This is a genomic window from Aeromonas sp. S5(2024) (assembly GCF_041403025.1).
GTDB classification, from domain to species: Bacteria; Pseudomonadota; Gammaproteobacteria; order Enterobacterales; family Aeromonadaceae; genus Aeromonas; species Aeromonas hydrophila.
On the sequence record NZ_JBGLRI010000001.1, the window covers coordinates 169,967 to 195,453 of the forward strand.

A 25,487-nucleotide genomic window follows, 5' to 3' on the forward strand; every position below is an offset into this window, starting at 1 on the left:
ACTGACTTGGCTGCTAACTGAGCAAAGTATTGCGAAATTGTATAACCCGATCATTTACACTCGCCGTCAAACCGTCTAAGTTACTCGCGGGTTATTCCAAAAAAATGCAAAAAACCCGCCCGGATCGCTGGTTTCGTTGTCTCATGGATTGAGCGTTTTGCAGTCATATCAAGCACTCAAGATCACCCCAAGGCACGACCGGCATCTGCGGCCGATTTACGGACGAATTATTTGGGACGGATGTCCCCCGCAGAGGTAAACATGTCCTTGCTCGAAGTGAAAAACTTGCGGATCGAGTACCCCTCCCGCTACGGGGTGCTGGCCGCAGTGAAGGATCTCTCTTTTTCCGTTGAAAAGGGGGAGATAGTCGGTGTGGTAGGCGAATCCGGTGCCGGCAAGTCCACCATAGGCAACGCCGTCATCGACCTGCTGAGCCCCCCTGGCCGTATCGCCCGTGGCGACATCTATCTCAATGGCGAACTCATCTCCGGCAAGAGCCAGAACGAGATGCGGGCCATTCGAGGGTCGCGTATCGGCTTCATCTTCCAGGACCCCATGACCTCCCTCAACCCGCTGTTCACCGTCGAACGGCAGCTGGTTGAAACCATTCTGGCCAATACCGATCTCACCCGTGAGGCGGCGTTCGCCAAGGCGCTTTCCCTGATGGCGGCGGTGGGGATCCCGCAGCCTGAGCTGCGCATCAAGCAGTACCCCCATCAGTTCTCCGGCGGCATGCGCCAGCGGGTGGTGATTGCCATCGCCCTCTCCGGCGATCCCGAGCTCATCATCGCCGACGAGCCGACCACGGCGCTGGACGTCTCCATCCAGGATCAGATCCTTCAGCTCATCCGCAACCTCTGCAAAGAGCGGCAGGTGGGCTGCATGCTGGTGACTCATGACATGGGCGTGGTGTCCAACGTCACCGACAAGGTGGCGGTCATGTATCGCGGCGATCTGGTGGAGTTCGGTACCACCGAACAGGTGCTGGGTCGCCCCAACCACCCCTATACCCGCAGCCTCATCTCGGCGGTGCCCCGCTCGGATGTGAAGCTGGTGCGCTTCCCGCTGGTCTCCTATATCGAGGACGCCGGTGCGGCGGACACCAGCATCGATCTCAAGACCCACTGGCTCGGCCAGAGTCAGGACGAGCGCGCCTATGAAGGTGCGCTGCTGCGGGTGGAGAACGTGGATCTGAAGTTCGTCACCAAGGATTCCCTGTTCCCGAGCCGCCGTCAGTACGTGCGGGCCTGCAACAACATCAGCTTCGAGATCTTCGAGGGTGAAACCTTCGGCCTGGTGGGGGAGTCTGGCTCCGGCAAGTCGACCATCGCCCGTGCCATCACCGGCCTCTATCCGCCTGATACCGGCAAGATCTTCTTCGAGGGGATCGATCTGACCGCGCTCAAGGGCGAGCATGAGCGCCGCCCGCTGCGTCGCCAGATGCAGATGGTGTTCCAGAACCCCTACTCCTCGATGAACCCGCGCATGAAGGTGCGCGACATCATCGCAGAGCCGATCCGCTTTCATAAGCTGGCCGGCAGCGAGAGCCAGATCGAGGGGATCGTGGGGGATCTGCTGGATCACGTCGGCCTTGGCCGTGGTGCCGGGGTCAAGTATCCCCACGAATTCTCCGGCGGCCAGCGTCAGCGCATCTCCATTGCCCGCGCCCTGGCGACCCGGCCACGCTTCCTCATCTGCGACGAGCCCACCTCGGCGCTGGATGTCTCGGTGCAGGCCCAGATCCTCAACCTGCTCAAGGATCTGCAGCAGGAGCTTGGCCTCACCATGCTGTTCATCAGTCACGATCTGCCGGTGATCCGTCAGATGTGCGATCGCATCGGGGTGATGCAGCACGGTCATCTGGTGGAAGTGGCGGAGACCGAGAAACTCTTTACCAATGCCGAGCATGAGTACAGCCGCAAGCTGATCTCCCTCATGCCGGAGTTCAAGGGAATGTCCCGTGAGGGGCTGGAAATCGCAAGCTAGGAAAGGGGCGGCCCGCCGCTCTGCTTGTCAAAAAAAGTGTCAATAAAAAGCCAAAAGCATGGAGAAAGACATGAAGAAAGGATTATCCAAGATTGCCCTGGCGCTGTTTGCCGCCGGTTTCGCTTTTAACGTTTCCGCCGTCGACATCAAGGTTGCCGTCGCCTCCGACGCCACCTCGCTGGACCCGCAGGAGCAGCTCTCCGGTCAGACCCTGGAGATGTCCCACCTGGTGTTCGATCCGCTGATGCGTTACACCCAGGACCTGAAATTCGAGCCGCGTCTGGCCGAGAAGTATGAGCGCATCGACGACAAGACCGTGCGCTTCTTCCTGCGCAAGGGCGTCAAGTTCCACTCCGGCAACGACTTCACCGCCGACGACGTGGTGTGGACCGTCAACCGTCTGAAGTCCTCCGTCGACTTCAAGGCCATCTTCGATCCCATCGCCGAAGTGAAGAAGGTCGATGAGTACACCGTCGATCTCGTCACCGCCAAGCCGTTCCCGCTGGTGCTGCAGACCGTCACCTACATCTTCCCGATGGACTCCAAGTTCTATACCGGCAAGACCGAGGCGGGCAAAGACAAGGCCGAGATCGTCAAAAACGGCGATTCCTACGCCTCCACCCACGTCTCCGGTACCGGCCCGTTCAGCGTCAAGTTCCGCGAGCAGGGCGTCAAGCTGGAGTACACCCGCAACGCCAACTACTGGGACAAGGCCTCCAAGGGCAACGTCGACAACCTGACCGTGGTGCCCATCAAGGAAGACGCCACCCGCGTGGCGGCCCTGCTGGGTGGCGACGTGGACGTGATCTACCCGGTTGCGCCAAACGATCTGGAGCGCGTGAAGAACGGCAAGGACACCCAGCTGGTGACCCTGTCCGGTACCCGCGCCATTATCATCGAGCTGAACCAGAACACCAACCCGGCGCTGAAAGACAAGCGCGTGCGTCAGGCGATCAACTACGCCATCAACCAGGTGGGCATCGTCGAGAAGATCAACAAAGGTTTCGGTACCCCTGCCGGCCAGCTGAGCCCGAAAGGCTATGCCGGTCACAACGAGGCGCTCAAGCCCCAGTATGATCTGGCCAAGGCCAAGCAGCTGATGAAGGAAGCCGGCTATGAGCAGGGCTTCAAGATGAGCTTCATCTCCCCGGCTGCCCGTTACGTCAACGACGTCAAGATTGCCCAGGCCGTCTCCGCCATGCTGGCCAAGATCAACATCAAGGTGGATCTGAAGACCATGCCGGTGGCCCAGTACTGGCCTGAGTTTGACAAGTGCGCCGCGGACATGCAGCTGATCGGCTGGCACTCCGACACCGAAGACAGTGCGAACTTCTTCGAGTTCCTGACCTTCACCAAGGATGCCAAGACCGGCATGGGTCAGTACAACTGCGCCGGTTATGCCAACGCCGAGGCTGACAAGCTGGTCGAGCAGGCCAACGCCGAGACCGATCCGGCCAAGCGTGCCGAGATGCTGAAGAAGGTCGAAGCCATGCTGATCGACGACGCTGCCTACGTGCCGCTGCACTGGGAAGATCTGGCCTACGGCGCCAAGAAGAACGCCGACATCAAGCCGGTGGTCAACGTGATGAACTTCCCTTACTTCGGCGACCTGGTGGTCGGCAAGTAAGCGAAGGTTGCAAGGAAGGACGGGGCGGGGTGGTCAGCCGGCCACCCCGCCTGCTAACAGAAGCCTGTGCCATGACACAGGCCACGTAGAAGGACAAGCATGTTTACATTCCTGCTGAAACGGTTCTATCAGGCCGTGATAGTGATGTTCGTCATCAGCCTGGTCGCCTTCTCCATCCAGGACAACCTGGGGGATCCGTTGCGCGAGCTGGTGGGACAATCCGTCTCCGAAGCCCAGCGCCACGAATTGCGCGAGAAGATGGGCCTCAACGATCCTTTCCTCGTCAAATACAGCCGCTTCTTGAAGAACGCGGTACACGGGGATCTGGGTACTTCCTACTTCTTCAAGCGACCAGCCCTCGAGGTTATCCTCGACAAGCTGGTGGCTACTCTTGAGCTGGTGTTTGGCGCTGCGCTGATCATCGTGGTGGTCTCCATTCCGCTTGGGGTCTACTCGGCGATCCGCCCGCACAGCATACCGACCAAGATCATCATGGCGGGGAGCAGCATCGGCATCTCGATCCCGGTGTTCCTGACCGCCATCATGCTGATGTACCTCTTCTCCATCCAGCTGGGCTGGCTGCCGGCCTATGGCCGCGGCGAGACCTACAACCTGCTGGGCTGGGAGTCGGGCTTCTTCACCTGGGACGGCATCAAGCATTTGATCCTGCCCTGCGTGGCGCTCTCCTCCATCATGCTGCCGCTGTTCATCCGGCTGGTGCGCTCCGAGATGCTGGAGCAGCTCTCCTCCGAGTACGTCAAGTTCGCCCGTGCCAAGGGGCTGGACAACAACAAGGTCTACTACAGCCACGCCCTCAAGAACACCATGCTGCCGGTCATTACCGTCGGTGGTGTGCAGATCGGTACCATGGTGGCCTACACCATCCTGACCGAGAGCGTGTTCCAGTGGCCAGGGACCGGTTTCCTGTTCCTTGAGGCGATCCACCGGGTCGATACGCCCCTCATCACCGCCTACGTCATCTTCGTCGGGCTCATTTTCGTGGTGACCAACACCCTGGTCGACCTGCTTTACGGGTTGATCAACCCGACCGTCAACCTGACCGCCAAGGGGTAACAGATGACTAATGCTGTGACTGCAAGCCCAAGCCGTTGGGCACGCTTTAAAAATTCCGACATCGTCTACTACTTCCTGCGGGACAAGGTAGCCATGTTCAGCTTTGCGGTGTTCGTGGTGTTCGTACTGGCGGCGCTGCTGGCACCCTGGCTGGCCCCGTACAACGTCTATGACCAGACCAGCTTCGATCTGATGGATGCCGAATTGCCCCCCTCCTGGCTGGAAGGGGGAGAAGAGCGCTTCTGGCTCGGTACCGACAACCAGGGCCGCGATATCTGGAGCACCATCCTCTATGGCGCCCGCATCTCGCTGACCATAGGTCTGTTCGCGGTGGCGCTGCAGCTGGTGCTCGGCATCGTCATCGGGCTGATGGCCGGTTACTTCGGTGGCCGCATCGACAGCCTGCTGATGCGCTTTGCCGACGTGCAGCTGTCGTTCTCCACCATGATGGTGGCGATCATCATCTCCGCCATCTTCCAGGCGACGTTTGGTTCCGAGTTCTACTCGAAGTTCGCCATCCTGATGCTGGTGGTGATCATCGGTATCGCCGAGTGGCCGCAGTACGCCCGAACCGTGCGCGCCTCGGTGCTGGCGGAGAAGAAGAAGGAGTATGTGGAAGCGGCCAAGGTGATGGGCTTTCGCGCCCCGCGCATCATGTTCCGCCACATTCTGCCCAACTGCCTGTCGCCGATCCTGGTCATCTCCACGGTGCAGGTGGCCAACGCCATCATGAGCGAGGCAGCCCTCTCCTTCCTCGGTCTGGGGATGCCGGTGGATCAGCCGTCGCTGGGCTCGCTCATCAGCGTGGGCTTCAACTACATCTTCTCCGGTTCCTGGTGGATCACCGCCTTCCCGGGCATCTGCCTGGTGGTGCTGGTGCTGGTCATCAACCTGTTGGGTGACTGGCTGCGGGATGTGTTCAATCCCAAGCTCTACAAGGGCTGATGGTCACAGATAAACCAACGAGACAGACAAACAAAAAGGGCGCCATAACGGCGCCCTTTTGCTGTGTGCTGAGGAGGTCAAGCCTGCAGCCACTGCTCGATGCTGCGCTGGATACCGGCGCCATCGAGCCCCAGCAGAGCGTAAATCTCCTCCTGGGTACCCTGTTCGACGAAGCGATCCGGCAGGCCGAGGTTGAGCACCGGCTTGCACTGTTTGCTGCGCATCAGCAACTCGTTCACCGCAGAGCCCGCGCCGCCCATGATGGCGTTGTCCTCGAGGGTGACAAACTGATCGTGAGTCGCGGCCAGGGAGAGCACCAGGGCCTCGTCCATCGGTTTGACGAAGCGCATATCCACCAGGGTGGCATCGAGCGCCTCGGCTGCCGCTTTGGCCTGTTGCAGCAGGGTGCCGAATGCCAGGATGGCGGTGCCCTTGCCTTGACGCACAATGCGGCCCTTGCCGAGCGCCAGCGCCTGCATCTCGCTCTCGACCTGGATGCCGGTGCCGCTGCCGCGGGGGTAGCGTACCGCCGCCGGCCCGTTGCACTGGTAGCCGGTGTAGAGCATCTGACGGCATTCGTTCTCGTCGGACGGGGTCATGATCACCATGTTGGGCACGGTGCGCAGGAAGCTGATGTCGAACGCCCCCTGATGGGTGGGGCCGTCGGCCCCCACCAGACCGGCCCGGTCGATGGCGAACAGCACCGGCAGCTCTTGCAGCGCCACATCGTGGATCAGCTGGTCGTAGGCCCGCTGCAGGAAGCTCGAGTAGATGGCGACCACCGGCTTCTGGTCGGCGATGGCGAGACCGGCGGCGAAGGTGACTGCGTGCTGCTCGGCGATGGCCACGTCGAAGTAGCGATCCGGATACTGCTGGCTGAACTTCACCAGGCCGGAGCCTTCGCGCATGGCCGGGGTGATGCCGACCAGCCGCTCATCCTTGGCCGCCATGTCGCACAGCCACTGGCCGAAGATGGCGGAGAAGCTCGGCTTGCCGCCGCTCGCCTTGGGCAGGGTGCACTCGTCCGGGTTGAACTTGGGCACGCCGTGATAACCGATGGGGTCCTTCTCGGCGGGCTCGTAGCCCTTGCCCTTCTTGGTCTTGACGTGCAGCAGCTGCGGCCCCTTGAGGTTGCGCATGTTGCGCAGGGTCTCGACCAGGGCGTTGATGTCGTGGCCGTCGATGGGACCGATGTAGTTGAAGCCGAACTCCTCGAACAGGGTGCCGGGCACCACCATTCCTTTGAGGTGCTCCTCGGCCCGCTTGGCCAGCTCCTTGACCGGCGGCAGACCGGCCAGCACCTTCTTGCCACCCTCGCGGATGGTGGTGTAGAGCTTGCCAGACATGATGCGGGCCAGGTGGTTGTTGAGCGCCCCGACATTTTCGGAGATGGACATCTCGTTGTCGTTGAGCACCACCAGCATGTCCTGGTGGACATCGCCGGCGTGATTGAGCGCCTCGAACGCCATGCCGGCGGTGATGGCGCCATCGCCGATCACCGCCACCACCTTGCGGCCAAGCCCTTCGCTCTCGGCCGCCACGGCCATGCCGAGCGCCGCCCCGATGGAGGTGCTGGAGTGGCCGACCGAGAGCACGTCATATTCGCTCTCGCCACGCCAGGGGAAGGGGTGCAGACCGTCTTTCTGGCGGATGCTCTGCATCCGATCGCGGCGACCGGTGAGGATCTTGTGGGGATAAGCCTGGTGGCCCACGTCCCACACCAGCCGATCGAACGGGGTGTTGTAGACGTAGTGCAGCGCCACCGTCAGTTCGACGGTGCCGAGCCCGGAGGCAAGATGGCCACTGGAGCGACTCACCGAACGCAGCAGATATTCACGCAGTTCGTTGCACAGCACGGGCAGTCGCTCGAAGGGCAGGGATCGCAACTCGACCGGCGTATCCGCGAGGGCCAGGTTGGGGAAATTGCTTATATCAACGCTCATATTGTTACTGTTATCCAGCGTTTAGTGGGTTCGCTCGATGATGTAATCGGCAAACGCTTCCAGAATGTCGGTATTGTAGGGCAAAGATTGCAAGGCTGTTAAGGCTTTACCATGCAGTTCGCGAGCCAGCTCACGGGCATTGTCGAGCCCCAGCAGCGCCGGATAGGTACTCTTTTCCAGCGCCAGATCGGAACCTTGTCGCTTGCCGAGGGTGGCGGTGTCGCCCGTGATGTCGAGGATGTCATCCTGCACCTGGAAGGCGAGACCGATGGCGGCGGCATAGGTTTGCAGCGCGCTCAGGGTGGTTTCATCCACGTCCGCCTTGCACAGGGCGCCAAGCGCCACGGCGCACTCGATGAGAGCCCCGGTCTTGTGGCGGTGTACCTGTTCCAGTTCGGCGAGGGAAATCTGGCGCCCTTCCGCCTGCAGATCCAGCGCCTGGCCGCCGCACATGCCGAGATAACCCGAGGCGCGGGCCAGCCGGCTCAGCATCCGTACCCGGTTGGCCAGCAGTGAGTCCGGCATCGGGTGATCGGCCAGAATGGTGAAGGCCAGGGTCTGCAGGGCGTCGCCGGCCAAAATGGCGGTGCCTTCATCGAATGCCTTGTGCACCGTCGGCTGACCGCGACGCAGATCGTCGTTGTCCATGGCGGGCAGGTCGTCGTGCAGCAGGGAGTAGGCGTGGATGCACTCCACCGCGGCGGCCGGGCCGTCCAGCAGTTCGTTCTTTACGCCCAGCATCTCGCCGACGGCGTAGACCAGGAAGGGGCGCACCCGCTTGCCGCCCAGCAGCAGGCCGTAGCGCATGGCATCGCGCAGGCGCGGCGCCATGGCGGGCAAGGATTCAAGTTGTGCAGACAGACAGTCGTCAATACGTTGCCGGTGCAGGCGGGAAAAATCGTCCAGCGTCACTCACTCCTCTCCTTGCTCTGGCTGGAAGGGGACGGCTTGCTCGCTGCCATCGGCCTGAGTCAGCAGGATCTGGATCTTCTGCTCGGCCTGCTCCAGCTTCTGCTGGCCGGCCCGCACCAGATGAATGCCCTGCTCAAACTGCTTGAGGGCCTCTTCCAGCGGCAGGGAGCCCTGTTCCAGTTGATGAACTATGGTTTCCAGCTCTTCCAGAGTGGCATCAAAACTCAGGCGGTCGATTTTTTTACTGGCCATGTCCATCCTCGGGGATTGAAAAAAACGGCTTATCTTAACATCGACGACGGGCAGGGGGGAGGCAGAAAAATGCCGTCGGCTTAAACTCTCGGAAAAGTGGCCGATAATAAGCCATCTTCCGAACGGGGAAAATTGTGGCAACCCTTGCCGCTGATGAGCCAATAGCAGAAAATTCAACAAACTGCAGATACAACAAATTTCAGCTGACAGGAGTAGGGATGTGGATTTAGGCAGTCTGATAGGCATAGTGCTGGGGTTCGGGGTGGTGGTGTACGGCATGCTGCTGGGTGGCCCCATGAGCATGTATGTGGATATGCCCTCGGTCTATATCACCATTTTGGGTTCTCTGTTCATCTGCATGATGAAGTTCAACCTCGGCCAGTTTCTGATGGCGTTCAAGGTGGCTGGCAAGGCCTTCATGTACAAGGGGGACAAGCTCGATGACCTGATTGCCAAGGCGGTGGAGCTGGCGGACGCGGCCCGCAAGGGGGGCTTCCTGGCCCTGGAGGCGGCGGAGATCCCCAATACCTTCATGAAGAAGGGCATCGACATGCTGGTGGATGGCCATGACGCCGACGTGGTACGGGCTGTGATGGAGAAGGACATCGAGCTGACCTCGGAGCGCCACGTCATCGCCGTCAAGGTGTTCCGCTCCCTGGGGGATCTTGGCCCCGCCATGGGGATGATAGGTACTCTGGTTGGGCTGGTGGCCATGCTGGCCAACATGAGCGATCCCAAGTCCATCGGCCCGGCCATGGCGGTGGCCTTGCTCACCACCCTGTACGGGGCGATCGAGGCCAACATGATCGCCATCCCCATCGCCGACAAGCTGGAGCTGCGCAGCGGTGAGGAGCAGTTGAGCCGTACCCTGATCCTCGACGCCATCATGGGGATTCAGGACGGCCAGAACCCGCGGGTGATCCAGGCCATGCTGCAGAACTACCTGAATCAGTCCAAACGCAACAACGGGACCGAATAGGAGCACGCATGGCAAAGTGCAAATGCCCACCTCCCGGTCTGCCCGGCTACATGGGAACCTTCGCCGACCTGATGTCGCTGTTGATGTGCTTTTTCGTGCTGCTGCTCTCGTTTGCCGAGATGGACGTGCAGAAGTTCAAGCAGATTGCCGGCTCCATGGAGAAGGCGTTCGGGGTGCAGAACATTCTCGAGGTGAAGGACATCCCCAAGGGAACCTCCGTCATCGCCCAGGAGTTCAGGCCGGGTCGCCCGGAGCCCACCCCCATCGATACCATCATGCAGCAGACCATGGACATGACCCAGACCAAGCTGGATTTCCAGCCCGGCGATGCCGATCAGGCCGGCGGTCATGACAAGAGCGAAGAGAAGCTGGTGGGGGGCGACACCCAGCAGGAGGCGCAGAAACAACAGCAGCAGGAGCAGTCCAACGCGCTGGCCAAGGCGCTGGCGGATCAGATGAAGGCGCAGATCCAGGATGGCGCCATCGAAGTGGAGGCGCTGGGTCAGCAGATCATCATCCGAATCCGGGAAAAAGCGGCCTTCCCGGCGGGATCCGCCTTCCTGCAGCCCCAGTTCTGGCCGGTGGTGCGCAAGGTGGCAGCCCTGCTCAAGGATGTGCCCGGCGAGATCACCATTTCGGGTCACACCGATGATGCAGCCACCGAGGATGAGCTGTTCCAGTCCAACTGGGAGCTCTCCTCCCAGCGGGCGGTGGCGGTAGCCCACCAGATGATCAAGGTGCCGGGCTTCGATGGCGGGCGGCTGGTGGTACAAGGCATGGCCGATTCCCAGCCGCTGGTGCCCAACACCAGCCCGGAAAACCGGCGCATGAACCGGCGGGTGGAGATCTCCATCATGCAGGGCAAACCGACGGTGTCAGCCCCGATCAGCGCGCAGGAGCAGAAATAGTTCCGGCAAATTCTGATGAGAAAGCGCGATCCCGCTCGCAGGGACTGACATGGATTTTGTGCCGGCTTCATATTAAGATGCCTCATCCGAACCGACAGCTGCGGCTCTCTCTGATAGCCGCAGCTTCTCTTTTCAAGCAACCCAGGTTTCGACTATGAATCATACTCCGATGACTGTTCGCGGCGCTGAAAAGCTGCGTGAAGAGCTCGAATATCTCAAGACCGAGCTGCGTCCGCAGATTATCGAAGCGATTGCAGATGCCCGTGAACATGGTGATCTGAAAGAAAACGCCGAATACCATGCTGCCCGCGAGCAGCAAGGCTTCTGTGAAGGCCGTATCCAGGAAATCGAGAGCAAGCTCTCCAACGCCCAGGTGATCGACATCACCAAGATGACCAACAATGGCCGCGTCATCTTCGGGGCAACCGTGACTCTGCTCAAGAGCGAGACGGAAGAAGAGGTGGTCTACCGTATCGTGGGCGACGACGAGGCGGACATCAAACAGAACATGATCTCCGTGAATTCCCCCATCGCCCGTGCCCTGATCGGCAAGGAAGTGGACGATGTGGCTATCGTCAAGACGCCGGCAGGCGATGTGGAGTACGAGATCCTGGAAGTTGCCTACCTCTGAGGTAGGTTGATGCCAGAACAGGGGAGCCCCGGCTCCCCTGTTTGTATTTAGCGGGGCTGGTAAGCCTGGGTGAAGGCGTCCTGATGACGCTGAAACATCCAGTTGCGCAGCAGTTCAAGGTCCGGTTTGGCCATCTGGAAATGCAGTGCCCAGCCCTGGATGCCGTTGCGGCGATGAATGTGTCTGACCAGCTCTGCGCTGAGCGGCAGGGGGGTGAGATCCTCAATGATCAGGCTGCCCGTCAAGGTTGCGCCGACGGCCAGTCCGGGCGGCAGGCCCTCGACGACCAGACCATCGAGCGACAGGCTGTGCACCAGATAGTCATGCCCACCCATCCTGAAGCTGGCCTGCTCGTCCAGCCGCCAGGTGCGTGGATGGGGATAACCCAGCTCCTTGATGACGGGGGCGGCGATGCGTGGCTCGACGAAGCCATCATCCCCTTGAGTGAAGCGCAGCGGAAAACGGAGCTGATGCCCGGCAAAACGGGCTTCCAGCACCAGCTGGTCGGCGCGTTGCAGCAGGCCTAGCAGGGGAGTGGCGAGATAACCGCTCAGGGATTGACCGGCGGCCGTCTCCTGATCGCTTCCCAAGTCCCGTAGCATGGCCAGTTCATCTTCGGTGAGAATCTGATGGTGATCCATAGCGGGTATCCACGAGTATTCATCGCAGGTTAAGGGCCTGGCGACTACTTTGGCAAGCGACTTGGGAAGAGGGGAAATGAAGGAAAGAGCGATGCTCTTTCCTGTTACTTGCGGGGCAGTTGGATTTTCGGCTCGTTGGCCTGACGATAGATGGTCAGCACGTGGCCGATGCTCTGTACTTTCACCGCGCCGGTTTCACGGACGATGGCATCCATAACCAGCTGTTTCATCTCACGATCTTCAGACGCAACCTTAACCTTGATCAGCTCGTGGTGGTTGAGCGCCAGATCGATCTCGGCCAGCACACCTTCGGTCAGACCGTGTTGTCCCAGCAGGACGACCGGCTTCAGACTGTGGGCAAGGCCCTTGAGGTACTGTTTCTGTTTATTGTTGAGAATCATGGCAATTTCTTCATAAGTCAGGGTTGAAAGGGGCGTATTCTACCCCCACTTAGCCCTTAATACTAATAACCCTTGTGGTTTTTTAAAGTCGACGATCATGACCCAGAAAAAACATTCCCCCAGTTCAACCCGCTGGTTAAAAGAGCATTTTGACGATCAATACGTCAAAAAAGCCCAGAAGTTGGGACTGAGATCCCGTGCCGTGTTCAAGATCGACGAGATCCAGGGCAAGGACAAACTGCTCAAGCCGGGTATGACGGTGGTGGATCTGGGGGCGGCCCCCGGTGGCTGGTCCCAGTTTGCCATCGCCCAGGTCGGTGACAAGGGCCGGGTGATCGCCTGCGATATTCTGCCGATGGATTCCATCGCCGGTGTCGATTTCCTTCAGGGCGACTTTCGGGAGGAAACTGTACTGGGCGCTCTGCTTGAACGGGTAGGTCCGGACAAGGTTGATGTCGTCATGTCCGACATGGCACCCAACATGAGCGGTACCCAGCAGGTGGATCAGGCCCGTTCCATGTATCTGGTCGAACTGGCACTGGACATGTGCAATCAGGTCCTGCGGGCCAACGGCAGCTTCGTGGTTAAGGTGTTCCAGGGGGAGGGGTTTGATATCTATCTCAATGAAATCCGTAAACTTTTCACTGCTGTCAAGATTCGTAAACCAGACTCGTCTCGTGCCCGTTCACGAGAAGTCTACATTGTGGCTACCGGTTTTAAACTGTAGTACCCTAACCTTCATCGTTAACTGTCAGTCTGCGAGGTTACTGATTTGAGTGACATGGCGAAAAACCTAATCCTGTGGCTGGTCATCGCCGTCGTGTTGATGTCGGTGTTCAATAGCTTCAGCCCCAGCGATACCACCAGTCGCCAGCTGGACTATTCCAGCTTCGTTAAAGAAGTGACCCAAGAGCAGATCCGTGAAGTGCGGATGGATGGCAAGGTCATTAATGGCGTCAAGCGCACCGGTGAACGCTTCACCACCATCATCCCGGCGCCGGATCCCCAGCTGCTCAACGACATGCTCAATCACAATGTCAAAGTGATGGGCGAGAAGCCGGAAGAGCCGTCTCTGCTGACGTCCATCTTCATCTCCTGGTTCCCGATGCTGTTGCTGATCGGTGTCTGGGTCTTCTTCATGCGTCAAATGCAGGGCGGTGGTGGCAAGGGTGCCATGTCGTTCGGCAAGAGCAAGGCTCGCCTGATGAGTGAAGATCAGATCAAGACCACCTTTGCCGACGTGGCTGGCTGTGACGAGGCCAAGGAAGAGGTGAAGGAGTTGGTCGACTATCTGCGCGATCCGAGCAAGTTCCAGAAACTGGGCGGCAAGATCCCGACCGGCGTACTGCTGGTAGGTCCTCCCGGTACCGGTAAGACCCTGCTGGCCAAGGCCATTGCGGGTGAGGCCAAGGTGCCCTTCTTTACCATTTCGGGTTCAGATTTCGTCGAAATGTTCGTGGGTGTCGGTGCCTCCCGGGTACGCGACATGTTCGAGCAGGCCAAGAAGTCTTCTCCCTGCATCATCTTCATCGACGAGATCGATGCGGTCGGTCGCCAGCGTGGCGCCGGGCTAGGCGGTGGTCATGACGAGCGTGAGCAGACCTTGAACCAGATGCTGGTCGAAATGGATGGTTTTGAAGGCAATGAAGGCATCATCGTCATCGCTGCCACCAACCGTCCTGACGTACTGGACCCTGCCTTGCTGCGTCCGGGTCGTTTTGACCGCCAGGTCGTGGTCGGTCTGCCGGATGTGCGTGGTCGCGAACAGATCCTGAAAGTGCACATGCGCAAGGTACCGTTGGCGGATGACGTCAATCCGGCGCTGATTGCCCGCGGCACCCCCGGTTTCTCCGGTGCTGACCTGGCCAACCTGGTCAACGAAGCTGCCCTGTTCTCGGCTCGCGAGAGCCGTCGTGTGGTTTCCATGGCCGAGTTTGAAAAGGCCAAGGACAAGATCATGATGGGCGCGGAACGTCGCTCCATGGTGATGAAAGAGTCCGAGAAAGAGATGACGGCCTATCACGAAGCCGGTCACGCCATCATTGGTCGTCTGGTGCCGGATCATGATCCCGTCTACAAGGTCTCCATCATTCCGCGCGGTCGTGCGCTGGGGGTGACCATGTACCTGCCGGAGCAGGATCGCTGGAGCCACTCCAAGCAGCACCTGGAATCCATGATCTCCAGCCTGTACGGCGGCCGTCTGGCGGAAGAGCTGATCTACGGTGCCGAGAAGGTATCGACCGGTGCGTCCAACGACATCGAGCGTGCTACCGACATCGCCCGCAAGATGGTGACCCAGTGGGGCATGTCCGAGCGTCTCGGTCCCATGCTCTACGCGGAAGAAGATGGCGAGGTGTTCCTCGGTCGCAGCATGGCCAAGGCCAAGCACATGTCCGATGATACTGCGCGCGTCATTGATGCCGAGGTCAAGCAGGTCATCGATCGCAACTACGCCCGCTCCAAGCAGATCCTGCTGGACAACATGGACGTGCTGCACAGCATGAAAGATGCGCTGATGAAGTACGAGACCATCGATGCCAAGCAGATCGATGATCTGATGGCTCGCCGCGAAGTGCGTGCCCCCAGCAACTGGCATGATGAGCACGGTGATACCCCGCAAGGCGGTGCCACGGTTGCAGCAGAGGCCAAGCCGGCGGTAGCCGAGACCGAGCAGGTGGCCGATGTCGATATCGACAAGGCCAATGATCTGCCGGCCAAATAAATCGTGATGATACAAACCCCGGGCTGGCCCCGGGGTTTTTCTTTATGTCAACGGAAGTAACGATGCAGCTAACCAGCAAGGGGCTCAGCCTCTCCCTCGAACGTCCCCACGTGATGGGGATCCTCAATGTGACACCGGACTCCTTCTCCGACGGCGGTCATTTCAATCAGCTGGAGCGGGCGATGACCCATGCGCGCCAGATGGTGGCGGAGGGGGCGACCCTCATCGACATCGGTGGTGAGTCGACCCGTCCCGGTGCTCCCGATGTGAGCGAGCAGGAGGAGCTGGACAGAGTCATTCCCGTGGTGGAGCGCATGGTCGCCGAGTTGGAGGTGATGATCTCCCTGGATACCTCCAAGGCGGCGGTTATGCGGGAAGGCTGCGCGGCGGGTGCCCATCTTATCAACGACGTACGAGCCCTGCTCGAGCCGGGGGCCCTGGCCGCGGCCGCCGTTGCCGACGTTCCGGTGTGCCTGATGCACATGCAGGGACAGCCGAGAACCATGCAGGCAGAGCCGTATTATGACGATCTGCTGGGGGAGGTGAGGGCTTTCTTCGACGAGCGGATCGCCGCCTGTCTGGCAGCGGGAATACGGAGGGAGCAGTTGTTGCTGGACCCCGGTTACGGTTTTGGCAAGACGCTCGCGCACAACTATCAGCTGCTTGCCCAGCAGGAGAAGTTGCTCGATTACCAGCTTCCGCTCTTGGTCGGTATGTCGCGAAAGTCTATGATAGGCAACCTGCTTGGCTGCCCGGTTGATGAACGGCTGGCCGGCAGTCTGGCCTGTGCGCTCATCGGGATGCAGCGCGGTGCCCGGATCATTCGGGTGCACGATGTGCGAGCGACCATGGATGCCTTGCGTACCGGCTGGATGGTCATGACGGGACAAGATTTCATATCCAAATAAAAAAACGAGAACAGACAATGGCAAGAAAGTATTTTGGCACCGACGGTGTACGCGGCAAGGTGGGTGAATACCCGATCACCCCGGATTTCGTGATGAAACTGGGCTGGGCTGCGGGCAAGGTGCTCTCCAAGAAGGGTACTCGCAAGGTGCTGATCGGCAAGGATACCCGCATCTCCGGCTACATGCTGGAGTCCGCACTGGAGGCGGGTCTGTCCGCCGCGGGTCTCAAGGCCATTCTGATGGGCCCCATGCCCACCCCGGCCGTCGCCTACCTGACCCGCACCTTCCGGGCCGAAGCCGGCATCGTCATCAGCGCTTCCCACAATCCCTATTACGACAACGGCATCAAGTTCTTCTCCGCCGACGGTACCAAGCTGCCTGACGAAGTCGAGATGGCCATCGAAGCCGAGCTGGACCACGAGCTCAAGTGCGTGGAGTCCGCAGAGCTGGGCAAGGCACTGCGCATCGACGATGCCGCCGGTCGTTACATCGAATTCTGCAAGAGCACTTTTCCTTCCAATCTGAGCCTGGAAGGGCTGAAGATGGTGGTGGACTGTGGTCATGGTGCGACCTACCACATTGCGCCTTCTGTGTTCCGCGAACTGGGGGCAGAAGTGATCGCCATCGGCTGTAGCCCGGATGGTCTCAATATCAACGACGGTGTCGGTTCGACCGCCCCCGAAGCCCTGGCGGCCAAGGTGCTGGAGTGCAAGGCAGATCTGGGGGTGGCCTTCGATGGTGATGGCGACCGTCTGGTGATGGTGGACAACACCGGCTATATCATCGACGGAGACGAAATCCTCTACATCATTGCCCGTGATGCACTGCGCAATGGTCGCCTCAAGGGCGGCGTGGTGGGCACCCTGATGGCCAACATGGGTCTGGAACTGGCGCTGCAGACTCTCGGCATCCCGTTCGCCCGCGCCAAGGTGGGTGACCGCTACGTGCTGGAGATGATGAACGAGAAGGGCTGGCGCATCGGCGGCGAGAACTCCGGTCACATCATCTGCCTGGATCAGACCACTACCGGGGATGGTATCGTCGCCGCCCTGCAGGTACTGACCGCCATCTGCACCGCAGAGATGCCGCTGGCCAAGCTGCGCTCCGGCATGAACAAGTTCCCGCAGGTACTGGTCAATGTGCGTTTTGCCGAAGGCAAGGATCCGCTGGCGGCCGACGCCGTGCAGCAGGAAGTGGCCAAGGTGGAACAGGAGCTGGCCGGTCGTGGCCGTGTGCTGCTGCGCAAATCCGGCACTGAACCTCTGATCCGCGTGATGGTGGAAGGGGAACATGAACAGCAGGTGCGTGATATGGCCCAACGCATCGCACAACAGGTTGAATCGGCGTTTTAATGAACAAAAAGGGCGGCTTTTAAGCCGCTCTGGTTGTATCTTGTTCAAACGATTCGAAAATTTGAAAATAGCGCTTGTCAGCTGACAATCCTCTGGATATTATCAGCCCCGCTTTCGCAAGGGAGTTGCCGATGGGACATCGCAAGCCGTTTGTAGCCGCCAACTGGAAGTTACACGGTAGTAGGTCGCAGTTAGAGCAGTTTACCGGTCAATGTCTGAAGGACGTTGATGAACGAGTAGACGTGGTCTTGTGTCCATCCCATGTGCATCTTGACTTTACGGCCGCACTGCTCGGTGAGCAGCGGACAATGAAGTTGGGGGCTCAGAATGTGAGCCAGCACAGACAGGGCGCTTACACGGGGGAAATCTCGTGTCAGATGCTGGTCGAGGCAGGGTGCCGATACGTACTGGTAGGGCACTCCGAGCGCAGGCGTCTCTTTGGTGAGACCAGTTTTATCGTCGCAGAGAAGTTTGCGGCAGCCAGAGCGGCAGGTCTGATTCCCATCCTCTGTTTGGGTGAATCAGGGGCGGCGAGGCAGGCGAGAAGAACCTTCGAGGTGATCGCCGAAGAGCTGGACATCGTCATAGAGAAAAATGGCGCGATGGCTTTCGATAATGCTATCATCGCCTACGAGCCGATTTGGGCTGTAGGTACAGGTAAATGCGCCACACCCGAGCAGGCACAAGAGGTTCATTCCTTTATACGTGGTCGCTTGGCGGAGGATACTCCGGTCATAGGTGAGAAAGTTAGAATCATCTATGGTGGGAGCGTAACGCCGGCCAATGCGAGAGAGTTGTTTTCCCAGCCCGACGTTGACGGCGGCCTGATCGGTGGAGCAAGTCTCGATGACCAGACGTTTTTAGGAATTGTTGAAGCGGCAAAGGGTGCAAGTTAAATGTACGAGATTCTTTTGGTCGTTTATCTGCTGGTTTCACTGGCTCTGATTGGTCTGGTGATGATTCAGCAAGGTAAAGGGGCTGACATGGGCGCCTCCTTCGGCGCAGGGGCATCGAATACCGTATTCGGCTCCGGTGGTTCAGGTAGCTTCCTGACCCGCACAACAGCGATTTTGGCTACTCTGTTCTTCTTGATTAGCTTGGTGCTCGGCTCTATGTCCAGCAACAAGGTCAAACAGGGTAGTGAATGGGAAAATCTGCAACAAACCCAACAGGTTGAGCAGAGCAAAGCGCCAGTCAAGAAAGACACTGACGTTCCCGAGTAAGAGTTTTGCCGTGGTGGTGGAATTGGTAGACACGCTATCTTGAGGGGGTAGTGCTCTAGGGTGTGCGGGTTCGAGTCCCGCCCACGGCACCAATTAAGTAGTGAGCCCGGGTAACCGGGTGTATTATAGCCAGTCAGTCTTGTGTGACGAGGGTGAAGTGGCTATAATCTCGCACGATTTCGGACGCGGGGTGGAGCAGCATGGTAGCTCGTCGGGCTCATAACCCGAAGGTCGTCGGTTCAAATCCGGCCCCCGCAACCAAATTTCACGCATTTCCTACGCTCAGGAAGGCGGTCGCTGCGAGGCGACAATCAGGGTAAAGCGCCAAGCCCCGATTTGACATCGGGGCTTTTTGTTATGTGCAATTTACTCTGAACCAATTTCTATCTGGGCTTTATGCCCTTTTTTTGTTTTTTCGGAGGGTGACTTTGGCTACGTTGGAACAACGTTTGACCGATCTGCTCGAGGCTCCTGTCGTTGCCTTGGGCTTTGAACTGTGGGGTATTGAGTTTATCCGTGCGGGTAAACACTCCACCTTGCGCGTCTATATCGACGGCGAGCATGGCGTGAGCGTCGAGAACTGTGCTGAGGTCAGCCATCAGGTTGGCGCCATCATGGATGTCGAAGATCCCATCACCGAGGAGTATTACCTCGAGGTGTCTTCCCCGGGTCTGGATCGTCCCCTGTTCAAGGTTGCCCAGTTCGAAAAATACGTTGGCCAAGAGGCGGCGGTAACGCTTCGGATGGCAACAAACAACCGCCGCAAGTTCAAAGGCGTAATCAAAGCCGTGCAGGGCGACATGATCACCCTGACGGTAGATGGTAAGGACGAAGTGTTGGCTTTCACCAATATCCAAAAAGCGAACATAGTGCCGAACTTTGGTTAACGAGGCTATCGGATATGAATAAAGAGATTTTGCTGGTCGTTGACGCAGTTTCCAACGAGAAGGCGGTACCCCGCGAGAAGATTTTCCAGGCTCTGGAAACCGCGTTGGCGACAGCGACCAAGAAAAAATACGAAGGCGAGATTGAAGTTCGGGTCGAGATCGATCGCAAGACCGGCGACTACGACACTTATCGTCGCTGGGTGGTCATTGCAGATCAAGCTGCGATGGAAAACCCCTACGCCGAGATTACCCTGGAAGCTGCCCAGATCGAGCAGCCAGAAATCCAGATCGGTGAATACGTCGAAGATCAGATCGACTCTGTCACCTTCGACCGCATCACCACCCAGACAGCCAAGCAGGTCATCGTGCAGAAAGTGCGCGAAGCCGAGCGTTCCCAGGTCGTTGACCAGTTCAAGGACAAAGAAGGCACCATCATCAGCGGCGTGGTCAAGAAGAGCAACCGCGACAACGTGATCCTGGATCTGGGCAGCAACGCCGAAGCCGTGATCTTCCGCGACGACATGCTGCCGCGCGAGACCTTCCGCCCGGGCGACCGCATCCGTGGTCTGCTCTACGCCGTGCGTCCGGAAGCCCGTGGTTCCCAGCTGTTCGTCAGCCGTTCCAGCCCGGACTTCCTGAAAGAGCTGTTCCGCATCGAAGTACCGGAAATCGGTGAAGAGATGATCGAAATCATGGGTGCAGCCCGTGATCCGGGTTCCCGCGCCAAGATCGCGGTGAAGACCAACGACCGTCGTATCGATCCGATCGGTGCCTGTATCGGCATGCGTGGTGCCCGCGTTCAGGCGGTTTCCGCCGAGCTGAGCGGCGAGCGCGCCGACATCGTGCTGTACGATGACAACCCGGCCCAGTACGTGATCAATGCCATGGCGCCTGCCGATGTGGCCTCCATCATCGTTGATGAAGACAACCACACCATGGACATCGCCGTGGAAGCCGCCAACCTGGCCCAGGCCATCGGGCGCAACGGTCAGAACGTGCGTCTGGCTTCCCAGCTGACCGGTTGGGAGCTGAACGTGATGACCGTCGAGGACATGCGTGCCAAGCACCAGGCCGAGAACGACCGCATCCTGACGCTGTTCACCAGCACTCTGGACATCGATGACGATTTCGCCAGCCTGTTGATGGAAGAGGGTTTCTCCACTCTGGAAGAGATCGCCTTCGTGCCGGTCAACGAGCTGCTGGCCATCGATGGCCTGGACGAAGACATGGTGGAAGAGCTGCGCAAACGCGCCAAGGATGCTCTGACCACCAAGGCTTTGGCCAAAGAAGAATCCTTTGAAGGTGTAGAACCTTCCGAAGAACTGCTCAATCTGAACGGCCTTGGCCGTGAAATGGCGTACGCACTGGCCGCTCGCGGCATCGGTACCCTGGAAGATTTGGCAGAGCAAGGCATCGATGACCTTGCTGATATTGAAGGGCTGACGGCAGAGAAAGCCGGTGAGCTGATTATGGCTGCTCGTAATATCTGTTGGTTCGGAGAAGAGCAGTCTGAGTAAGATCAAACGGAGGAAAATGAATGGCAGAAGTATCAGTCAAACAACTTGCCACTGACATCGACACACCGGTTGATCGTCTTCTCCAGCAGTTTGTCGATGCCGGTATCAGCAAGAGCAAGGCCGACGACATGGTCAGCGAGTCTGAGAAACAGACACTGCTGGCCCATCTGAAGAAACAGCATGGAGGTGACGAGGTCGCCGCACCTGCCCGCATGACCTTGCAGCGCAAGACCAAGAGCACCATCAGTGTTCAGGGGACTGGCGGCAAGAACAAGGAAGTGCAGGTAGAAGTGCGCAAGTCTCGCACCTATGTAAGACGTTCGGCGCTGGAAGATGAACAGCGCCAGGCGGAAGCCGAGGAAACAGCGCGTTTGGAAGCAGAAGAAAAAGCTCGTCGCGAGGCCGAAGAGAAGGCCCGTCTCGACGCTGAAGAGAAGGCTCGCCGTGAGGCTGAGCAGGCTCGTCGTGAAGCTGAGGAAAAGGCGCGGATCGAGGCACAACAAAAGGCTCGACAGGCTCAACAGCCCGCCAAAGCAGCCGGTAGCACAGCTCAGCAAGAGGCAGAAAAGATGGCCAAGCGCGAAGCAGAAGAACTGAAGCGCCAACAAGAACAAGCAGCCTTGACCAAGGCTGAGGAACTCGCCGCGAAGAAAGCCGAAGAGGCTCGTGTCATGGCGGAACAGAACGCAGCCCGCTGGGCTGAAGAAGAAGCCGCTCGCGCCAAAGAGAGCAGCGATTACCATCTGACCACCAACAAGCACGCTCAGGCGGCTGAAGATGAGTTGGATCGTAAGGAAGAGACCAGCCGCCGTACTGCCGCTGCTGCCAAGGGCCCGAAAAAGGCCGGTCGTCGTGAAGACGATCGCGATGCGCGCAACCCGCGTGCTCGCAAGGGCAAGCGTGGCAAGGTTGCCACTCCGAACGCCATGAAGCACGGCTTCAACAAGCCGGCTGCCGCAGTGAACCGCGACGTGGTGATCGGCGAGACCATCACTGTGGCCGACCTGGCCAACAAGATGGCCGTCAAGGGCGTTGAAGTCATCAAGGTGATGATGAAGATGGGTGCCATGGCCACCATCAACCAGGTGATCGACCAGGAGACCGCTCAGCTGGTCGCCGAGGAGATGGGTCACAAGGTGGTGCTGCGCCGCGAGAACGAGCTGGAAGAGGCGGTACTGTCCGATCGTGACGAGACCTCCGAAGCCAAGCCGCGCGCGCCGGTCGTGACTATCATGGGTCACGTTGACCACGGCAAGACCTCGCTGCTGGACTACATCCGTAAAGCCAAGGTTGCCGCGGGCGAAGCCGGTGGTATTACCCAGCATATCGGTGCTTACCACGTCGAAACCGACAGTGGCATGATCACCTTCCTGGATACCCCGGGTCACGCGGCGTTTACCTCCATGCGTGCTCGTGGTGCCAAGGCCACCGATATCGTGGTGCTGGTCGTTGCTGCCGATGATGGCGTGATGCCGCAAACCATCGAAGCCATTCAGCACGCCAAGGCCGCTGAAGTGCCCTTGGTGGTGGCGGTCAACAAGATCGACAAGCCGGAAGCGGATCCGGATCGCGTCAAGACCGAGCTGGCCCGTTACAACGTCATGTCCGAAGACTGGGGTGGCGATTGCCAGTTCGTCCATGTCTCCGCCAAATCCGGCCAGGGCATCGATGACCTGCTGGAAGCCATCCTGATCCAGTCCGAAGTACTGGAGCTGAAAGCGGTGGTTGACGGCATGGCCAACGGCGTCGTGATCGAGTCCTTCCTGGACAAGGGTCGTGGCCCGGTTGCTACCGTACTGGTACAAGAAGGTACCCTGCGTCAGGGCGACATCGTGCTGTGCGGCCTGGAATATGGTCGTGTCCGTGCCATGCGTGACGAGTTGGGTCGCGAGATCAAGGAAGCGGGTCCGTCCCTGCCGGTGGAAATCCTCGGCCTGTCCGGCGTTCCCTCTGCCGGTGACGAAGCCACTGTCGTGCGTGACGAGAAGAAAGCCCGTGAAGTGGCGCTCTACCGTCAAGGCAAGTTCCGCGAAGTCAAGCTGGCTCGCCAGCAGAAGGCCAAGCTGGAAAACATGTTCGCCAACATGACCGAGGGCGAAGTGTCCGAAGTGAACGTGGTGATCAAGGCCGACGTACAGGGTTCCGTGGAAGCGATCTGCGATGCCCTGGTCAAGCTCTCCACCGACGAAGTGAAGGTGAAGATCGTGGGTTCCGGCGTGGGTGGTATCACCGAAACCGACGCTACCCTGGCTGCCGCGTCCAGCGCCATCCTGGTGGGCTTCAACGTCCGTGCCGATGCCTCTGCACGCAAGGTCATCGAGGCCGAGAGCCTGGATCTGCGTTACTACTCCGTCATCTATGACCTGATCGACGAAGTGAAGCAGGCCATGAGCGGCATGCTGGCCCCCGAGTACCGTCAGGAAATCATCGGTCTGGCCGAAGTGCGCAGCGTGTTCAAGTCACCGAAGTTTGGTGCCGTGGCCGGCTGTATGGTCACCGAAGGTGTGGTCAAGCGTTCCAACCGCATTCGCGTTCTGCGCGACAACGTGGTTATCTATGAAGGCGAGCTGGAATCCCTGCGTCGCTTCAAAGATGACGTCAACGAAGTCAAGAACGGCTACGAGTGTGGTATCGCGGTCAAGAACTACAACGACGTACGCGAAGGCGACCAGATCGAAGTTTACGAGACCGTTGAAATTCAACGGACTCTGTAAGGCTGGAGTCAGATTAAATAGGGGGCCGAGGCCCCCTTTTATCGCAGGATAGAATATGGCCAGAGAATTTAGCCGGACCCGTCGGGTCGGACAGCAGATCCAGCGTGAAATCGCGCTCATTCTGCAGCGCGAGGTCAAGGATCCGCGCATCGGCATGGTGACCGTTTCCGATGTGGAAGTGTCCCGTGACCTCAATTACGCCAAGGTGTATGTCACCTTCTTGCAGCTGGAAAATGATGCCGAGCGCATCAAGGAAGGGCTCAAGGCGCTGACGGAAGCCGCTGGCTACATCCGCAGCCTGCTGGGCAGCGCCATGCGCCTGCGCGTGGTGCCCGAGCTGCGTTTCTTCTACGACCAGACCCTGGTCGAGGGGATGCGTCTCTCCAACCTGGTGACCAACACCATCCGTGAAGACAAGCGTCGCATGGCCGAATCCGGTCGTGAAGAAGACGATGCCGCGCCGGATGAAACTACTGAGGATAACGCCTGAGATGTCTCGTAGACGTCGTTTCAAGGGCCGTGACGTACACGGTATCCTGCTGCTGGACAAGCCGACCGGGCTGACCTCCAACGATGTGTTGCAGAAGGTCAAGCGGATCTACAACGCCGCCAAGGCTGGCCACACCGGCGCCCTGGACCCGCTGGCAACCGGCATGCTGCCGATCTGCCTCGGCGAAGCCACCAAGTTCTCCCAGTATCTGCTGGAAGCGGACAAGCGCTACGAGGTGACCGCCAAGCTGGGCGAGCGCACCAATACCAGCGACTCCGATGGCGAGGTGGTCTCCACCCGGCCGGTGAACGTGGCCGTGGGTACCCTGATCGAGTCGCTGGACCAGTTCCGCGGCCCCATCATGCAGGTGCCGTCCATGTACTCCGCCCTCAAGCACAACGGTCGCCCGCTCTACGAGTACGCCCGTGAAGGCATCGAGATCGAGCGGGAAGCCCGCCCCATCACGGTGTTTGAGCTCAAGCTCATCAGCTTTGAAGGGGAGGAGGTCAAGCTGGAGGTGCACTGCAGCAAGGGCACCTACATCCGCTCCCTGGTGGACGATCTGGGGGAGGTGCTGGGCTGCGGCGCGCATGTCACCCAGTTGCGTCGTACCCAGGTGGCCAGCTACCCCTATGAGCGGATGCTGACCCTGGAACAGCTCGAGTGCATCTTCGAGCAGGCCAAGGCCGAAAGCATTCCGCCGCGCGAGCAGCTGGATCCGCTGCTGCTGCCGATGGACACCGCCGTGGCAAGTCTGCCCGAGGTGAACATGCTGGCCGCCGTGGCCGCCTATGTGAACCAGGGCCAGGCCGTGCAGGTCGCCGGAGCGCCGCAGAGCGGTCAGGTGCGCATGACGGTCGGTCCGGAGCGCGAGTTCATCGGCGTGGGCGAGATCGACGACGAGGGGCGCGTGGCGCCCAAGCGTCTGGTGCGTTATCACGACGAACACGACGAGGAGTGATCCTCAGGCGGTATCGACGCGTGTTAGCCGTTGTGGCGCTTTCCCGTTGCGAAAAGTGACGGGGACGATTATGATACCGCCCTCATTTCACGGCTGAATTAGAGATTGGCTGTGAACCTTTAAACACTCTACTGGAGTAATACCATGTCTCTAAATGCTGAGATCAAAGCTCAAATCGTTGCTGACAACGCTCGTTGCGCCAACGACACTGGCTCCCCCGAAGTGCAAGTTGCCCTGCTGACTGCCCAGATCAACCATCTGCAAGGTCACTTCAAGGAGCACTCCAAGGACCACCACGGTCGTCGCGGTCTGCTGCGCATGGTTTCCCAGCGTCGTAAGCTGCTGGACTACCTGAAGCGTAAAGACGTTCAGCGTTACGCTGCTCTGATCGCCAAGCTGGGTCTGCGTCGTTAA

Annotated in this window: 24 protein-coding genes and 2 tRNA genes; 21 read left to right on the forward strand and 5 right to left on the reverse strand. The window is 59.3% G+C overall.

The window, feature by feature from the left end; genetic code table 11:
* Positions 1 to 261: 261 nt before the first annotated feature.
* The 4 genes from ACB032_RS00805 (at position 262) to ACB032_RS00820 (ending at position 5,632) form a co-directional block, all read left to right on the forward strand.
* The gene (locus ACB032_RS00805) at positions 262 to 1,986 is read left to right on the forward strand and encodes an ABC transporter ATP-binding protein (RefSeq protein ID WP_011707092.1); all 1,725 of its coding nucleotides are present in this window, start codon (positions 262 to 264) and stop codon (positions 1,984 to 1,986) included.
* A 70-nt stretch (positions 1,987 to 2,056) separates the two neighbouring features.
* Positions 2,057 to 3,613, forward strand: a complete 1,557-nt coding sequence (locus ACB032_RS00810; RefSeq protein WP_011707091.1) for an ABC transporter substrate-binding protein — start codon at positions 2,057 to 2,059, stop codon at positions 3,611 to 3,613.
* A gap of 99 nt (positions 3,614 to 3,712) precedes the next feature.
* Positions 3,713 to 4,687 (forward strand): ABC transporter permease, encoded by a 975-nt coding sequence (locus ACB032_RS00815; RefSeq protein WP_011707090.1) that lies wholly within the window; start codon positions 3,713 to 3,715, stop codon positions 4,685 to 4,687.
* Positions 4,688 to 4,690: 3 nt separating this feature from the next.
* Entirely contained in the window at positions 4,691 to 5,632 is a 942-nt protein-coding gene (locus ACB032_RS00820) for an ABC transporter permease (RefSeq protein WP_011707089.1), read from the forward strand.
* A gap of 77 nt (positions 5,633 to 5,709) precedes the next feature.
* Here the strand turns inward: ACB032_RS00820 and dxs are convergent, their stop codons facing one another.
* The 3 genes from dxs to xseB are packed head-to-tail and all read right to left on the reverse strand — an operon-like array spanning position 5,710 to position 8,739.
* Complete coding sequence (gene dxs, locus ACB032_RS00825; RefSeq protein WP_371137139.1) at positions 5,710 to 7,575, reverse strand: 1-deoxy-D-xylulose-5-phosphate synthase; 1,866 nt, start codon at positions 7,573 to 7,575, stop codon at positions 5,710 to 5,712.
* 21 nt (positions 7,576 to 7,596) lie between these two features.
* On the reverse strand, positions 7,597 to 8,487 hold the full coding sequence (gene ispA, locus ACB032_RS00830; protein ID WP_017409292.1) for a (2E,6E)-farnesyl diphosphate synthase: 891 nt from the start codon (positions 8,485 to 8,487) through the stop codon (positions 7,597 to 7,599).
* Positions 8,488 to 8,739: an exodeoxyribonuclease VII small subunit gene (gene xseB / locus ACB032_RS00835; RefSeq protein ID WP_016351725.1), complete on the reverse strand. Its 252-nt coding sequence runs from the start codon at positions 8,737 to 8,739 to the stop codon at positions 8,488 to 8,490.
* A 220-nt stretch (positions 8,740 to 8,959) separates the two neighbouring features.
* On the opposite strand from xseB, the gene pomA reads away from it, so the two are divergent.
* The 3 genes from pomA (at position 8,960) to greA (ending at position 11,257) form a co-directional block, all read left to right on the forward strand.
* The gene (gene pomA / locus ACB032_RS00840; RefSeq protein ID WP_011707085.1) at positions 8,960 to 9,718 is read left to right on the forward strand and encodes a flagellar motor protein PomA; all 759 of its coding nucleotides are present in this window, start codon (positions 8,960 to 8,962) and stop codon (positions 9,716 to 9,718) included.
* Between the two features lie 8 nt (positions 9,719 to 9,726).
* Positions 9,727 to 10,626 (forward strand): flagellar motor protein MotB, encoded by a 900-nt coding sequence (locus ACB032_RS00845; protein ID WP_371137140.1) that lies wholly within the window; start codon positions 9,727 to 9,729, stop codon positions 10,624 to 10,626.
* Between the two features lie 154 nt (positions 10,627 to 10,780).
* Positions 10,781 to 11,257 carry a transcription elongation factor GreA gene (greA, locus tag ACB032_RS00850; protein ID WP_011707083.1) on the forward strand — a complete coding sequence of 159 codons (477 nt, stop codon included), beginning with the start codon at positions 10,781 to 10,783 and terminating at the stop codon, positions 11,255 to 11,257.
* Between the two features lie 47 nt (positions 11,258 to 11,304).
* Here greA and ACB032_RS00855 read toward each other — a convergent pair whose 3' ends face one another.
* Together ACB032_RS00855 and yhbY are read right to left on the reverse strand one after the other, a co-directional pair.
* Positions 11,305 to 11,898, reverse strand: coding sequence for a PilZ domain-containing protein (locus tag ACB032_RS00855; RefSeq protein WP_371137141.1), 594 nt, complete (start codon positions 11,896 to 11,898; stop codon positions 11,305 to 11,307).
* 104 nt (positions 11,899 to 12,002) lie between these two features.
* A complete protein-coding gene (gene yhbY, locus ACB032_RS00860; RefSeq protein ID WP_005298134.1) occupies positions 12,003 to 12,299 on the reverse strand; it encodes a ribosome assembly RNA-binding protein YhbY in 297 nt (98 codons plus the stop codon).
* Positions 12,300 to 12,396: 97 nt separating this feature from the next.
* Between yhbY and rlmE the strand changes: the two genes are divergently transcribed.
* The 14 genes from rlmE (at position 12,397) to rpsO (ending at position 25,487) form a co-directional block, all read left to right on the forward strand.
* Complete coding sequence (rlmE, locus tag ACB032_RS00865; protein ID WP_371137142.1) at positions 12,397 to 13,026, forward strand: 23S rRNA (uridine(2552)-2'-O)-methyltransferase RlmE; 630 nt, start codon at positions 12,397 to 12,399, stop codon at positions 13,024 to 13,026.
* A 45-nt stretch (positions 13,027 to 13,071) separates the two neighbouring features.
* Positions 13,072 to 15,021, forward strand: a complete 1,950-nt coding sequence (gene ftsH / locus ACB032_RS00870) for an ATP-dependent zinc metalloprotease FtsH (protein ID WP_011707080.1) — start codon at positions 13,072 to 13,074, stop codon at positions 15,019 to 15,021.
* Positions 15,022 to 15,083: 62 nt separating this feature from the next.
* Positions 15,084 to 15,929: a dihydropteroate synthase gene (gene folP / locus ACB032_RS00875; protein WP_045789159.1), complete on the forward strand. Its 846-nt coding sequence runs from the start codon at positions 15,084 to 15,086 to the stop codon at positions 15,927 to 15,929.
* Between the two features lie 17 nt (positions 15,930 to 15,946).
* On the forward strand, positions 15,947 to 17,281 hold the full coding sequence (gene glmM, locus ACB032_RS00880; protein ID WP_016351721.1) for a phosphoglucosamine mutase: 1,335 nt from the start codon (positions 15,947 to 15,949) through the stop codon (positions 17,279 to 17,281).
* Positions 17,282 to 17,412: 131 nt separating this feature from the next.
* Positions 17,413 to 18,177 carry a triose-phosphate isomerase gene (tpiA, locus tag ACB032_RS00885; RefSeq protein WP_371137143.1) on the forward strand — a complete coding sequence of 255 codons (765 nt, stop codon included), beginning with the start codon at positions 17,413 to 17,415 and terminating at the stop codon, positions 18,175 to 18,177.
* Positions 18,178 to 18,504 carry a preprotein translocase subunit SecG gene (gene secG, locus ACB032_RS00890; RefSeq protein WP_010633113.1) on the forward strand — a complete coding sequence of 109 codons (327 nt, stop codon included), beginning with the start codon at positions 18,178 to 18,180 and terminating at the stop codon, positions 18,502 to 18,504.
* A gap of 7 nt (positions 18,505 to 18,511) precedes the next feature.
* Positions 18,512 to 18,596, forward strand: a tRNA-Leu gene (locus ACB032_RS00895).
* Between the two features lie 92 nt (positions 18,597 to 18,688).
* Positions 18,689 to 18,765: transfer RNA gene (locus ACB032_RS00900), tRNA-Met, on the forward strand.
* 167 nt (positions 18,766 to 18,932) lie between these two features.
* Positions 18,933 to 19,391, forward strand: coding sequence for a ribosome maturation factor RimP (gene rimP, locus ACB032_RS00905; RefSeq protein ID WP_016351719.1), 459 nt, complete (start codon positions 18,933 to 18,935; stop codon positions 19,389 to 19,391).
* A gap of 14 nt (positions 19,392 to 19,405) precedes the next feature.
* The gene (gene nusA, locus ACB032_RS00910; protein WP_011707075.1) at positions 19,406 to 20,908 is read left to right on the forward strand and encodes a transcription termination factor NusA; all 1,503 of its coding nucleotides are present in this window, start codon (positions 19,406 to 19,408) and stop codon (positions 20,906 to 20,908) included.
* A 20-nt stretch (positions 20,909 to 20,928) separates the two neighbouring features.
* Positions 20,929 to 23,622 carry a translation initiation factor IF-2 gene (gene infB / locus ACB032_RS00915; RefSeq protein ID WP_016351718.1) on the forward strand — a complete coding sequence of 898 codons (2,694 nt, stop codon included), beginning with the start codon at positions 20,929 to 20,931 and terminating at the stop codon, positions 23,620 to 23,622.
* A gap of 55 nt (positions 23,623 to 23,677) precedes the next feature.
* The gene (gene rbfA, locus ACB032_RS00920) at positions 23,678 to 24,112 is read left to right on the forward strand and encodes a 30S ribosome-binding factor RbfA (RefSeq protein WP_011707073.1); all 435 of its coding nucleotides are present in this window, start codon (positions 23,678 to 23,680) and stop codon (positions 24,110 to 24,112) included.
* A gap of 1 nt (position 24,113) precedes the next feature.
* Positions 24,114 to 25,073 (forward strand): tRNA pseudouridine(55) synthase TruB, encoded by a 960-nt coding sequence (truB, locus tag ACB032_RS00925; protein WP_219279620.1) that lies wholly within the window; start codon positions 24,114 to 24,116, stop codon positions 25,071 to 25,073.
* Positions 25,074 to 25,217: 144 nt separating this feature from the next.
* Positions 25,218 to 25,487, forward strand: a complete 270-nt coding sequence (rpsO, locus tag ACB032_RS00930; RefSeq protein ID WP_005298162.1) for a 30S ribosomal protein S15 — start codon at positions 25,218 to 25,220, stop codon at positions 25,485 to 25,487.